Annotated in this window: 18 protein-coding genes; all 18 read right to left on the reverse strand. The window is 65.1% G+C overall.

From position 1 onward, the window contains the following. A partial coding sequence (locus ACYQ01_RS10985) for a phage protease (protein WP_459933917.1) occupies positions 1–988 on the reverse strand: 988 nt, incomplete at its 3' end. A gap of 343 nt (positions 989–1331) precedes the next feature. After that, positions 1332–2645, reverse strand: a complete 1314-nt coding sequence (locus tag ACYQ01_RS10990) for a phage minor head protein (protein WP_459933918.1) — start codon at positions 2643–2645, stop codon at positions 1332–1334. Continuing rightward, positions 2632–4227 (reverse strand): DUF935 domain-containing protein, encoded by a 1596-nt coding sequence (locus tag ACYQ01_RS10995; RefSeq protein WP_459933919.1) that lies wholly within the window; start codon positions 4225–4227, stop codon positions 2632–2634. Before ACYQ01_RS10995 ends, ACYQ01_RS10990 begins: the two co-directional genes overlap by 14 nt. Beyond that, positions 4227–5600 carry a terminase large subunit domain-containing protein gene (locus ACYQ01_RS11000; RefSeq protein ID WP_459933920.1) on the reverse strand — a complete coding sequence of 458 codons (1374 nt, stop codon included), beginning with the start codon at positions 5598–5600 and terminating at the stop codon, positions 4227–4229. The genes ACYQ01_RS10995 and ACYQ01_RS11000 overlap by 1 nt, the downstream gene beginning before the upstream one ends. Beyond that, complete coding sequence (locus ACYQ01_RS11005) at positions 5597–6136, reverse strand: phage protein Gp27 family protein (protein ID WP_459933921.1); 540 nt, start codon at positions 6134–6136, stop codon at positions 5597–5599. The genes ACYQ01_RS11000 and ACYQ01_RS11005 overlap by 4 nt, the downstream gene beginning before the upstream one ends. 11 nt (positions 6137–6147) lie before the next feature. Continuing rightward, the gene (locus ACYQ01_RS11010) at positions 6148–6444 is read right to left on the reverse strand and encodes a VpaChn25_0724 family phage protein (RefSeq protein WP_459933922.1); all 297 of its coding nucleotides are present in this window, start codon (positions 6442–6444) and stop codon (positions 6148–6150) included. Next, positions 6441–6809 (reverse strand): DUF2730 family protein, encoded by a 369-nt coding sequence (locus ACYQ01_RS11015; protein ID WP_459933923.1) that lies wholly within the window; start codon positions 6807–6809, stop codon positions 6441–6443. The genes ACYQ01_RS11010 and ACYQ01_RS11015 overlap by 4 nt, the downstream gene beginning before the upstream one ends. A 3-nt stretch (positions 6810–6812) precedes the next feature. After that, positions 6813–7013 (reverse strand): TraR/DksA C4-type zinc finger protein, encoded by a 201-nt coding sequence (locus ACYQ01_RS11020; protein WP_459933924.1) that lies wholly within the window; start codon positions 7011–7013, stop codon positions 6813–6815. A gap of 1 nt (position 7014) precedes the next feature. Beyond that, on the reverse strand, positions 7015–7431 hold the full coding sequence (locus ACYQ01_RS11025; protein ID WP_459933925.1) for a hypothetical protein: 417 nt from the start codon (positions 7429–7431) through the stop codon (positions 7015–7017). A 141-nt stretch (positions 7432–7572) separates the two neighbouring features. Further along, positions 7573–8136 (reverse strand): transglycosylase SLT domain-containing protein, encoded by a 564-nt coding sequence (locus ACYQ01_RS11030; protein ID WP_459933926.1) that lies wholly within the window; start codon positions 8134–8136, stop codon positions 7573–7575. Positions 8137–8324: 188 nt separating this feature from the next. After that, entirely contained in the window at positions 8325–8552 is a 228-nt protein-coding gene (locus tag ACYQ01_RS11035) for a hypothetical protein (RefSeq protein ID WP_459933927.1), read from the reverse strand. A gap of 1 nt (position 8553) precedes the next feature. Continuing rightward, complete coding sequence (locus ACYQ01_RS11040; RefSeq protein ID WP_459933928.1) at positions 8554–9132, reverse strand: Rha family transcriptional regulator; 579 nt, start codon at positions 9130–9132, stop codon at positions 8554–8556. Between the two features lie 277 nt (positions 9133–9409). Then, positions 9410–9760, reverse strand: a complete 351-nt coding sequence (locus ACYQ01_RS11045; protein WP_459933929.1) for a hypothetical protein — start codon at positions 9758–9760, stop codon at positions 9410–9412. Between the two features lie 157 nt (positions 9761–9917). After that, positions 9918–10328 carry a hypothetical protein gene (locus ACYQ01_RS11050; RefSeq protein ID WP_459933930.1) on the reverse strand — a complete coding sequence of 137 codons (411 nt, stop codon included), beginning with the start codon at positions 10326–10328 and terminating at the stop codon, positions 9918–9920. After that, a complete protein-coding gene (locus ACYQ01_RS11055) occupies positions 10321–10854 on the reverse strand; it encodes a hypothetical protein (RefSeq protein ID WP_459933931.1) in 534 nt (177 codons plus the stop codon). The genes ACYQ01_RS11050 and ACYQ01_RS11055 overlap by 8 nt, the downstream gene beginning before the upstream one ends. A 1-nt stretch (position 10855) precedes the next feature. Further along, positions 10856–11101: a hypothetical protein gene (locus ACYQ01_RS11060; protein ID WP_459933932.1), complete on the reverse strand. Its 246-nt coding sequence runs from the start codon at positions 11099–11101 to the stop codon at positions 10856–10858. After that, positions 11098–11295: a hypothetical protein gene (locus tag ACYQ01_RS11065; RefSeq protein WP_459933933.1), complete on the reverse strand. Its 198-nt coding sequence runs from the start codon at positions 11293–11295 to the stop codon at positions 11098–11100. Before ACYQ01_RS11065 ends, ACYQ01_RS11060 begins: the two co-directional genes overlap by 4 nt. Positions 11296–11307: 12 nt before the next feature. Beyond that, positions 11308–11721 carry a hypothetical protein gene (locus ACYQ01_RS11070; protein ID WP_459933934.1) on the reverse strand — a complete coding sequence of 138 codons (414 nt, stop codon included), beginning with the start codon at positions 11719–11721 and terminating at the stop codon, positions 11308–11310. Positions 11722–11726 lie beyond the last annotated feature (5 nt).

Here is an 11726-nt window from a genome sequence, read left to right on the forward strand (position 1 = left end):
CGACCGGGGCGACCCGACCGGGCTCGATCACCACGGGAGCGCCGGCTTCCCAGGCGCAAAAATCTTCCAGGCTCTTGGAGGCGAGGGCCAAGGCCCACGGCTCCTGCGCCGGTATCAGCTTGCCGGCGGCCTTGGCCCGACCCACGGCGGCCTGGGCCTTCTCTTGGTCGCGCTCGCGTTTGAGGCCCTGCAACTCGCCGGCAAGGACGTTATGCACGGCCAGCGACACGTACTTGCCCGGATCGGGTTCGCCGGTGGCGGTCTTGGCGTGAGCGACGAGCTGCTCGGGGGTGGAGCCTTCGGCGGCTCCCAGAGCCTGGGCCAGACCGGTCATGGCCGTCTTGGCATGGACCGCGAGTTGCTCGGGCGTGGAGCCGTCGGGCGCGCCAAAAACCTTGGCCAGCTCGGCCAGTTGGGCGCGTTCGGCCACCAGAGCCTTGGCGTGGGTGACGACGGTTTCTTCCGTCGCATCCTCGGGCAGCCCCATGGCTTTGGCCAGCGCTTCGAGGAGCTTGTTCACGTTGTTCCCTCCGGGAAGCTGGCTGGCCAGCGCCGTCAGCTCCAAATTGGGGTTGTTGACGAGCCCCGCGCCCTCGATGCGCAGGACGTTCCCGTCCCGATCGTGGACATAAGCGGGGGACAGGTAGCGATATTCGCGGTTCTTGAGGTGCTCGGCCGCTCGGACGGTCCACTCCACGCGGCCCCAGATACCGTCGGACCGGGACTGCAACTCCGTGATCCAGCCGGCGGCCACGGCCGGACGACCGTTGGCCTCGGAGCGATAAATCTGGTGGTCGTAGTCTATGGGCAGGTCCGCCCCGGCCTGATGGGCCATGGTGGCGGCGATGACGGCTTGGGCGTCGCCAAGGGCGTACGGCCCCCGGCCGTCGCGGCCCGCGAATGTGCCGGCCGGCAATAGCTGCACCCAGTCCGGCGCGACGCCGGCGGGCAGTTCCATGGAATGGATGGCGTGGAGTTCCCTCTGCATGAGGGCAGGTCTAGGACGGGAGGACGAAGGGGATAACCCGGAAAGTTTTCCGGGGCATCCTTTTTGTGGCGTTATTGCTGTGTAGCGCTCATGGCGCGCCAGGGCAACCCTGGCCGACGGGAGGGCATGCCCCGCATTTCGCCAGAATGCCGTTTACTCGCGCGTTTACCGGTTTCGGACGATGAACGGGCCGGGAGGGCTTGTCAGGAGCGCCCACAGGGCTTATTTGAAGAGTGCCCTATCTGACCGCCCAGAATGGCCGGCATATCGCTCCCGGCTGGGGCTGCCCTGTCGCAGAGCAGGATGTCCCTCGGTGGAAGTGGCGCACCACCTGGGCGGTCGATCACAATTCCCCTTCTATCAAGTCGTATGCGCTTTGGTTCTCGAAGGTGTTGATTCGATCAACAATGCGAGCCGAACGGGCATTGTTGGTTTTGATCGCTACGCGCTTCCCTTCCGGTGAACGGACTTTCGTGGCGTAATCGACTTGCACCACCACCTTCCCCGCGCCCTCTCCCTGGTCGAAAAGATAAATCAGACCGGGGCGCTCCTTGTCCCACAAGATCGCCTTGGGGTTGGCCAGCACGCGAGGCAGCCGCGAAAGCTCCCCGATCGACAAGGTGTCTCCGCGTTCGCGCTTGGCTTCGCGGTACATGTGCGTCACGTCCTTGTCGCTCAGGGTGATGGCCCCGCTGTCAGGCTCGTAGCCCTTGCCCCGCAGGTAGGCGATGACCTGGTCATCGAGCGCCCCCACCACCCGGCGGTCGCCGGTGGTCATGGGCGCGCCGCCCTCCACTGATCTGGCCACGTCCTCGATCCAAGTGCCCAACTCACGTTCGAGCGCCGGCGCCACGAACCGGGCGCTCGCCGCCTGGGCGGCGGCAAGGTCGGGCGTGGCGTTGACAATCTTGCCCATGAGCGCGCGAGCCGCGTTTTCTTCGACGGCCGCCTGCCCCGGGTTGTACGCCCAGCCCGGATCGATGCCCTTCGGCACCAACGTCACCTCGCCGGTGCGATTATTGGTCCAGGGCGTCATCTCGTCCGGGGGCGGATCGTCGCTCACCTGGTAGCCGAATTCGTCCAGGTCTCGTTGCGAAAGCTGTTGCTCGGTGCATCGACAACGCCAGCCGTTGGGCGGGTAGTGCGTGCGCCACCAGGGATGGTCCACGGGCAGTATGGTGCCGTGCCAGGCCCGGTGCTGAGGGCGGGTGCGCCCGTCCAGCAGGGCCACGTAGCGCAGGTACGGCCGCCGGGCCTTGGTGCGCTCAATCTGCGCCCAGCGCCCGGCCGCGTAGCTCACCCGCAGGTTGGTATCGTAAATGATTTCCAGCCGGCGCGGGCTGCCGAGCTGCGCCATGACCTTTTCGCCCGTGGCGGGGTCCGTGACCTCTTTGCGGCCCCACCAGCCCTTGGCTTGCAAGATGGGGGTGAGCTGGGCCTGAAATTCCTTGAGGGTCAGACCCGACTCCTGGGCCTTGAGCACGGCTCCGTGGATGTCCTTCAAGATGTCGAAGCCGGCGCTTTTCGCCACGGTAAACCCCGTGGCGTGGGCGGACTGCCACATGTCTTGCCAGCCAAACGTCTGCGGCAGGGATGCGCCCCGGGCCTTGATGGAGTCGACCGCCTCCTGGAAGGGTTGGGGCTTAAACCAGGTCAAGGTCTTCTCCGGTTTCGCCCAGGCCTTGGGCCTTGAACAGCATGCCCCCCAGATGCCCGGCCAGGGCCGAGGGGTCCTGTTTGGCCGGCAGCTCGGCCAGGCGGCGGCGGAAGGTCTCCAGATCCTGGCCGCGAGATAAGCAGTCTTCCAGCAGCGCCTGGATCGGGTCCACCAGGGGCTTGACCAGCGGCTGCCAGTCGCCCAGCTCTTCGGCCACGGCCTGGTCGATGGCGTCGGAAGGTGGCGCGGGCGGCGCGGCCGAATGGACCGCGCTTTGTAGGGCTTTACCGGGTTTCTCGACAGGCAAAGCCCCTGGCTCGGGGATAGGCTGGAGAGGGGTTTCCGTCCGCTGGGTTTGCAGGGTTACGGCGTCCGGGGCGGGGTCGGGCCATCCGAGCTTGTCCCTGACGACGGATTCCTCAACCCGCAGGCCGAGCGGAACCAGGGTGGCCAGGATCTTCGCCTCCTTCTCCATGTCCTCGGAGTCGGGCCGGAAGATCTTCACTCGGGGATAGAGCTTTTGCGCGCCGAAGTTCAGGTCAATCATCGGCCTGACCAGGTCGCGGTTGAGCGTGGCCGAAAGCTGCACCGCGTCGGCTGTCTCGATGTCCTGGCGCACCTGTTCGTGGGCGTTGGCCGTGCCCACGTGCTGGCCCACGTCCGTGGTGCCGGTCTGGCCTAAAACAGCTTTGGAAATCTGCTTGTCCAGAAATTCGGCCAGGCGCTCGAACAGGTCCAGGTTGCCGGATATCTTGGCTTCGACGAACTCCAGGGCCATGGACGCCGGAATGATGGCCGCCGCGTCGTTGGCGATATTAGTGACCGCTTCCAGAAGTACCTGCTTGTCCTTGTCGCTGGCGCCCTGGCCATACTTGCCCACGCGCACCGGCACGCCGTAGACCTCTGCGAACGCCACCCAGGCTTTCACGTCGAAATTCTTGAAGAGGTAACCCCAGGAGGCCGCGCGGGCCAGACCGCCGCGAAGGGCCAGCCCCGACTTCGACTTGTGCTCATGCCGAATGAACTTGTAGGCCGGCAACGGCTTCGGGCCGGCCACGGAACGCAGAAGCGGCGTGCCGCCGTCCTGCTCGCTGAAGAGAAACCACCGGGGATCGCGCCATTCGAGCCCGGACGGGACCCACTGCTTGCCCGTGGTGTCCCAACGGATTTCCACCAGGCTAAGCCCCTTGCCCACGGCGTCCAGAATGTCGAACAGCTCCAGGCGTAATTCGTCACGTTGGAGCCAGTCGCGAATGAAGTCGGCGCGCTTGACGTCTTGGGCATCGTCGCTTGCGGCCTCGACCGTGATTTCCAAGCCCGCCACCTGGTTTTTCCTGGTGGCCAGGACGCTTCTGTAATGGAGGTCCTTTTCTTCCATCTCTTCGGCCAGCTCGAAATAGCTCAAGGGTTCGCCGTACTCGGCCTGCCGAAGGATCGAGGCCAGACGCTGGGGGTTGAGGCCCTGGGCCGGGTGGCCCGACACCACGGGCCGAAAGTCGAACCTGTCCGGGGCCGCGACGTCTTCTTTCAAGGCCCCCGTGTCCACCAGGTTGCCCCGTGCGTCATAGAGGTACGTCGCCATCAGAATGCTCCTTTGCCGAATCTGGACCGGCCCAGGCCGGACATGGGGTTCAGCCAGTGCTCTTCGGATTTGGAGGCCGGCATGTAGCCGTACTCCATGAAGCTCGAAAACGCTTCAGCCACGCCCAGAAAACAAGCCCAAGCACGATCCGCGTGGCCGTTGCCGTCCCGGTCCGCCACCAGGCGCGGCGCGCCGGTGGGGCCGACCACCTTTTGAATTTTGTGCAGATCGTCGCGCAGAACGGGATCGCCGGCCGGAATGCGCACCCGGCGGTCCTCGAAGGCCTGCTTGGCAGCCGTGGCCACGTTGAGCGGGGTCGCGCCGGAAAGCAGCACGCCCACGACACGGTCCGCGCCGTAGAGCCGTTGCATGTCCTCGACCGGCTTTTCGCCCATACCGGTCTGGTCCATGGTGAGCCGCAGCATGCGGTACTTTTTGACCAGACGGTCCATCTCCGCGTCCTGCACGTGGAAGGGGGCGTTGTGCAGCACGCTGATTTCCCGCGTCCAGAGCACGTCGCCCACCAGTTCCCAGACCCAGGCCACCCACAGGTCGCGACGGCGCGCGATGTCGTTGCCGATGTAGACCGGACCGCCGGTGTAGAGTTCCGGCCGGCCCGCGTCGGCATGCTCGCAGCCAACGATCACGTCGAAGGGCAGCCAGGCCGAGGACGTTTCCAGAAATTGCAGCTCGTATTCCTGCGCCCAGGCCTCTTCGTCGTTCAGGCCCGCGCGCAGCTCCGCGATGTTGCGGTCCAGGCCCTGGCGCACGGCCTCGTGGATGTCCACGCGGTGGCGGCTCCAGACATTGTCGTTGGCCGACCAAATCTCGTAGAACTTGTTGTCCTTGCCGTTGGGCGTGGAGGTGATGCGCAACCGCAAGCCGTTCTTGGAGATTACCGGGAAAAGGGCTTTCCAGATTTCGCGGGAATTGTCGTGGATGGCGAATTCGTCCAGGTAGACGTTGGCCGAATAGCCGCGCGCCGTGTCGGGATTGGCCGGCAGGCCGGTGATGCGCGAGCCGCCCGGAAACTTGACCTCCTGGGCCAGGTAGGCCACGTCGCCGCCGGTGTGGAACTTCTGCTCCTCGAACACCGGCGCGCCCTTGAGCGCGCCATAGACGTGGTAGAACGCCTTGGTGAAGGGCTTGATCGTCTCTTCCACGGTCTCTTTGACCTGGCGCTCGCCCCGAGACAGCATGACCCAACGCACCCGGCGGCCTTCAATCTCAGCCCGGATGCAGTCTTCCACGATCTCGGCGCTGGTGGTGAAGGTCTTGCCAATTTGTCTGGAGAGCATGCCGATCTTGAACCGGGCCTGGTCGTTTTTCCAGGCCATCTGGTAAGGATGAAAATGCAGCAGGGTGTCGCTCATCCGCCAAACCCCAGGATGCGAAGCGCCTCTTCGGCCGCCTCGGCGTCCAGCTTGCCCGTGCCCACGGCCTCGCCCATCTTCTGCTTGGCCTCGGCCTCCACTTCCTTGCGGGCCGCCTCGCGGATGCGCAGCTCCATGTCCGCGCTGGTCTTGGTGGCGATGATGGTGTCCTTGAGGGCCTTGCCCAGGGCCATCAGGTCGCGGGCGCTCACATCGGGATCGTCGGCGTCCAACTGTTTGAGCGTCACCTGAAACAGCAGCTTGTGGAGCAGCTCCGTGGTGATCCGGCCCACGTTGTTGGGCAGATCGTCCAGGCGCGAGCCCAGGAACGTGGCGATATCGCGGGTTTCCCGAAGCTTCTTGGCGACTTCTTCGTAGTTCTGGGCGTAGCGTCCAAGCGCCGAACGCGAGACCTTGGCCCCCATTGCGTCCAGGTGCTGGACGATCTCGTCGAGAGTACGCCCGGAATCCAACAGGCGGTGGATGCTCTCCTGAACCGCCTTGGGCAGTTGTTTCACGGTGGACTTGCGAGCCATGTTTACCCCGTTTACCGGGGCATCGGACGTTTCACGCCCGGCTGCTCGGCCCGACCGGAGGCCACGTCCACGCCGCGCGCGGTGATCTTGACCACGGTCACGGGACCGACCTTTTCCAGTTCCACAAGCCCCTGCTCGGCCAGCCAGGCGGCCAAAGTGTGTACCTCGTCGCGGCTCACGGTGTGACCGATGGCGCACAAGGCGTCTTGCAATACGCTGGTGTTGAGAGAAAACCCTTTGTCTTCCGCCAGGAAGCGCAGGATGCCCAGACGGCGGTCCTCGCTGACGAGCGCGGCAAACTGATTCACGACGCACCTCGCAAATGGTGTTCCATCAAGAGATTGAGCGGGCGTTCAACACGTTCCATGACCTGTTCCTGGCCGTCGATCCGGGCCGACAACGTGTCGATCTTTCCGCCAAGCTCGCTCAGCTTGGCGGAAAGCGCCCGGATGTCGCTTTCCGAGGGCAGGCGCTCCAGCCGGGAGTCCAGGCAGGTGAGCGTGGTTTCGGCCTTGGCGACCCGGCCGCTCATTTCTTCGCGGCACTTGGCGCACTCTTCGCTAGGCACGAACTTCTTGTTCATCGACCAGCTGGCCCACGCCAACACGCTCTGGAACACCAGTACGACGCAGGGGACGATGATGCTCGCCCACTTGAGCGTTGTTTCTTCCATTGTTTACCCCTCGTCGTATTCGGTTTGACATCCCACGCACCGGCACGCCCCAGGCACGGCGGCCAGCCGCCCGGCCGGGATGGGCTCGCCGCAGTCCAGGCAGACGACGCGGCCGGCGCGCGTGCGTTGACTCTGCCGGGGGGCGGCCTGCCCGGCGCGGGCCAGAGCCTGGGCCAGGTAGACGCGTTCCGCCTCTTGAGCCATGTCACAAGCATCCATCACTGCCCGCCGGGACCGGAGCGACAGGGGCCGGCTGGGGCGCGGGCGCGGGTTGCGGCGCGGGCGGGGCCTGCACCGGCGGCGCTTCGGGCCGGACGGACAGAATGGGCTCGGCCACGGAAGCGAGATACGGCCCGGCGGGCGGATCGACGGATTCCAGCGCGCCGCCGACGTAGCTCCCGGTGATCAGCGCCGGCTTGCCGATGGCGGCCGTGGCCTTGAGCCGGCCGATCAAGGCCATGACGCCGCCCACGGCCCCGGCCAGGGTCGTCAGCTCCCGGCAGAGCAAGACCAGGTCTTCGCTGGACACATGCATGCCCAGCAGGTTGAGACACGCGCCGGCCAGCACAATGAGCGCGCCGACCACGCCGGTCGATCGATACCAAGGTTTGATGTCGTACATGGGGTCACCTGTTGTAGAGGATGCGGTTGACGAGACGCTCCCAGGTTGCGGCCCAGCGCCTGGCCCGAGAGGTTGAGAGCCCGAGACCGCGCAGCCGGCAGTACACATGCGCGGCGTTGCAACACTGTTGCAGCCAGGCCCTCACGACGGCCACGCGCCGCCCAGGGCCAGGGCGATCTTGTCCACGTAGGCCTGGTTCTCCCACGTGCCGTCAGGCGTCTTGCGCGGGGAGCCCGCGTTGTAGGCCGCCAGCACTCCGGGCCAGCCGGTGGAGGCAAGAAACTGGTCGCGCAGGCGGGACAGGTGTTGCAGGGCGTAGGAGAGCCCCACGCCGGGTTCGCACAGGCCGGTCAAAAACTTGCCATTGTAGCCCAAGGCCCGGGCGTTGGCGCCCATGATCTGCCCCAGGCCCCAGCTGGCCTGCTGGCCCCAGTACTCGGCGTCGGGATCAACGCCGGGCGGGGCCGGAAAGCCCTTGGGGGGGTACTTGGACGCCAATTCAGCGGGAGTGAGACGTTTGAAAGGTCGGTTTTCCCGCACGTCCCACAGGTAATTGTAGCGGGGTTCAGGGTTCCAGGCGTCATAGCAGCCCCCGGATTCCACGTGGACCAAGGCCAAAGCGATCTCGGGGGGTATCCGATACCCCGGAGCCATGTCGGTCACAAACGAAGAGAACACACCGGGAGACGAGAAGATGATGTGCATGAAAACACCGTCCACGTTGAGGTTGGCAACGTGGACGGTGTAGAATTTGGCGGGCGGGAGGCTAACCCGGAAAATTTTCCGGGGTGGTCGGGAGGGGCGGCCTATTCTGCCTCTTCGCAGATCAAATAGGCGATGTCAAACAAAGGCCCCCGCGTGAGCGGGGGCCGGTTGGTTGTCGGTGTTCGGCGTCAGGCCGCCTGGCGTTGGGTTTCCAGCCGGTGGCGCTTGGCCGCCTGGTCGGCCATGTCGGCCAGCAGCAGGGCTATCCAGCTCAGGCCGGCGACCGCCCTGGGCGAAGGAGCCGGCGAGCCCGGACCGTGGTCGAGCCAGGCCGGAACGGCCTCGGCCAGAAAGCCGGTCAGCTCGCTTACCTTCTCCAAGAGGTCCGCGCAGGTGTCGTCAGGGTCCACCAGCATGCTACGCCTCCAGGCCGAGGGTGCGGGCCTTGCGCGCCCACATGCGCACCGTTGTCGCACCCATGTCCATGAGCTTGGCCACCTCGGACGTGGAAAGCCCCATGCGCTTGTAGCGCACCACCCGGCGAAAGGCCTGCAAACGCTCCGGCGAGACCGCCAGCACGGCCCTGGCCCCAACGGCCACGCCCTCGCGCCGGGCCGTGGCCGCGTCTTCCAGGGCCTGTTGCCGGGCGTTCTCCAACGCGGCACGCTCCAGGGCGTTGAAGGCTTCGATGTACTTGAGCTTCCACTCGATGGCCCGCTGGCTGTTCCAGCCCATGACGAGCAGGGTGAAGGCGTCGCGGGTGAGGAGGAAGGCGGGCAAGGTGCGGCCGGTCGAGTCTCGGTATTCACTCGGCCCAAAGTTGGGCTCAGTGAAGGATGCCGGAAGCTTCTTCCGCAATCCGTCAATGTCGCGCAGCACATGCTTGTGCTGCAAGCCGAAATGCTGGGCCAGCTCGACAGACCGAACAGCCGGACGCTCGCCAGACAGGAACTCAACGGAAATCGCGGGGGTGGGAAGGGAAATGGTCGTGGACATGAAAGGCCTCCTACAATTTTCTGATGGACAGCTTCGGAAATGAAAACTGCCGGGTGCTCAGAACCGCGTAGGAGCGGCGGGCGTATTCCCCCGAAAGGTATTGTATTAGCCCACACCCGGCAGAGAACCGGTCAGGTAAAACAAACGGCGCTTGCGCGCCTATGGCACGGCTGACGGGCGTGGGGCCGTCCTACGATAAAGGAGTTCTGAGGCTCCTGGACGGCCCATGCCTGAAACGTTCGGTGGTGTCAAGGTTGCTCACGGGGACTGGCGACCTTCAACGCTTCAGCTCGATTCGCCCGTCTTCGAGGAAACCTGTAGCCAGCAGGTCTTTACTGACTTGTTCGCGGATGAATACATAAGGCTGGTTTCCGCCACGTTTTTCAGAGAACACTCTCATGATGGTCAACGTGAAAAGCATCTTGTCTTGCGTGGTGAAGCCTTTCCACCCAAGAGGCTCAATAAATGCGGTGTTATTGTCAATATCAACAGTTACATACCCCTTCCGACTCATGATAACGGCGGCCTTAATCGCTTCCGTCACTTCTTTTTGAGTCGGTGGCCATCCGGCATAGGCAGTTGAGCAGAATAGGGCTACACAAACGACGAGCAGAAACAGTCTTTTCATGGCAGGTACCCATCCCGTTTTTTAGGTCGCGACGGCCGCCGTAGCGACTCCACACACTATCCAAGCAACGAATATCCACATACACATTCTCCCGCAGGCTCAAAGGTTCTCTGCGCAAGCGTGTAAACGAATCTCGTCATCTGGTAAACACCGGGCGTCAGGCGATATCGTCTACAAGAACAGGGGCGTTGAACAGCGCACAAAACACCCGCCACCGGCCGTCCACACCCTGGAACGGCGGGCGGATGGTGTGGGTGCGGGTGTAGAGCTTCGCGCCGGCGATCACCCGGCTGGGGACGCGCACCCAACTACCCACGGGGATCTTCGGGGCGGGCTCGGACGGGGCCACGCCCGCCAGGCCGGCCAAGACGGCGAAGGCCTCCTGCAAGGTCACGAACACGTACTTTTCGCCCGGCGCGTACCAGGCCCGATCGATCCGCACCCGGTAGCGCCCGGGCGTGGCGCCAGGGCGCCCGGCAAACAGCTCCGCCGGGAACAACTCGGCCACGCGCCGGCCGGCGGGAGTCTCCAGGGTGATACGGGCCTCGGGCCGGCGACGGTCAGCCATTTTGCTCACCTTCAAACGCCGGCCCTGTCCAAACCCACTGAAACACGTTGAACAGTCGAGGGGCGAGCAGCTCCAGCACGGCGAGATCAAAGCCCTTGCGCCACCGCTTGGTCGGTATGGCCACGAAAAAGCCATAGCTGTTCCCGGTGGCGCGACACTTGACCGCGATCTGCACAACGCGCTCGCCTGGCCCCGCGTCTTGCAGACCGGAAACAATGCGCAGGCGGTTTTTGGCCTGGTCGGCCGCCAGGCGCAACCGCAGGGTCTCCCGCTCGGACATCTCGGCTTGCAGCTTCCTCAACTCCTGGATGCGATGGTCCACGCGGCGATGGCCGCTCGCCTGGTCGATAAGCACCTGGATGGGGTCAAGTTCCTGACCGCAGGCGTCGCAAAAGACCCGGCGCGCGCCCCTGTCCACCGCGATCACCTTGTGGGAGCATGGGGGCAGATCCGCGAACGTCTTTTGTATCACGGGCGGCTGGCGCTTCGTGAAATCCACTTCGATCACGCGACCGTCGTCAGCCATGTCAGTGCGCCTTGCTCCGGAGATACGCGCCCATCTGGGCGACGATGCCGGGCGTTTCTGCTTCCGCCTTGCGTTCGGCCTGCAACCTGCCGGCCCGCAAACCGGCCGCCATTCGCTCCATCGCGGCGGCCATGCGTTCCATGTAGGGATCGTCAGGGCCGTAAATCTTCTCCGCAGCCATATACATCAGCTCGACTTCTGCGACGTATTCGTCCTTGGCCTTGTTGAAGCGTTCCAGCGCGTTCATAGCAACCCTTCCTTTCTGGCCAGCCACAGGGGCATGGCCAGGGTGATCTTCTCGCCGCACCGGGCGCCGTCCCGGTCATAGCGCAACAGCCTATCCGGCAGGGTCACGGACCGTCCGTCGTCCAGCACCAGCAGGATCGAGCGGGCCGAGCCGTGCGCCAGCAGCGCGTTGCACAATGTAAATTCCTCAGTCATGGGCAAAACTCCTCAAAACAGCGTGGTCTGGTCGGAGCGGAGGCCCTTGCGGTCCCGCCGGGCGGCCTTGAGGTTGCGCACGGTGCGGTCCGTTACTCCGACCAGGCGGGCGATGGCGGCCTCGGACTCGCCTCGCCGGGCGGCCTCGCGGATTGCGGCATGCACCCTGGCCCGGTTGCCGGCGTACGGCCCCAGCGGTATCTCCACGTCGCCGCCGCCCAGGCGGGCGGCGATGGCCTGGGCGGCCTCCATCCCCACGGCGGCCACCAGCCAGTGACCAGGCAGCAAGCGGTCCGGACCGGGCAGGTAGGCCCGCGTGCCGCCCTTGGCACGGGCCACGGCCACGGCGGCGGCCTCGCCGGCCACGGCCGCGATCTCGGCCAGCACGCCGGGCAGATCGAGGGAGGAGGTGTTGACCTGGTCCACGCTGT

The organism is Fundidesulfovibrio butyratiphilus (genome assembly GCF_054657235.1).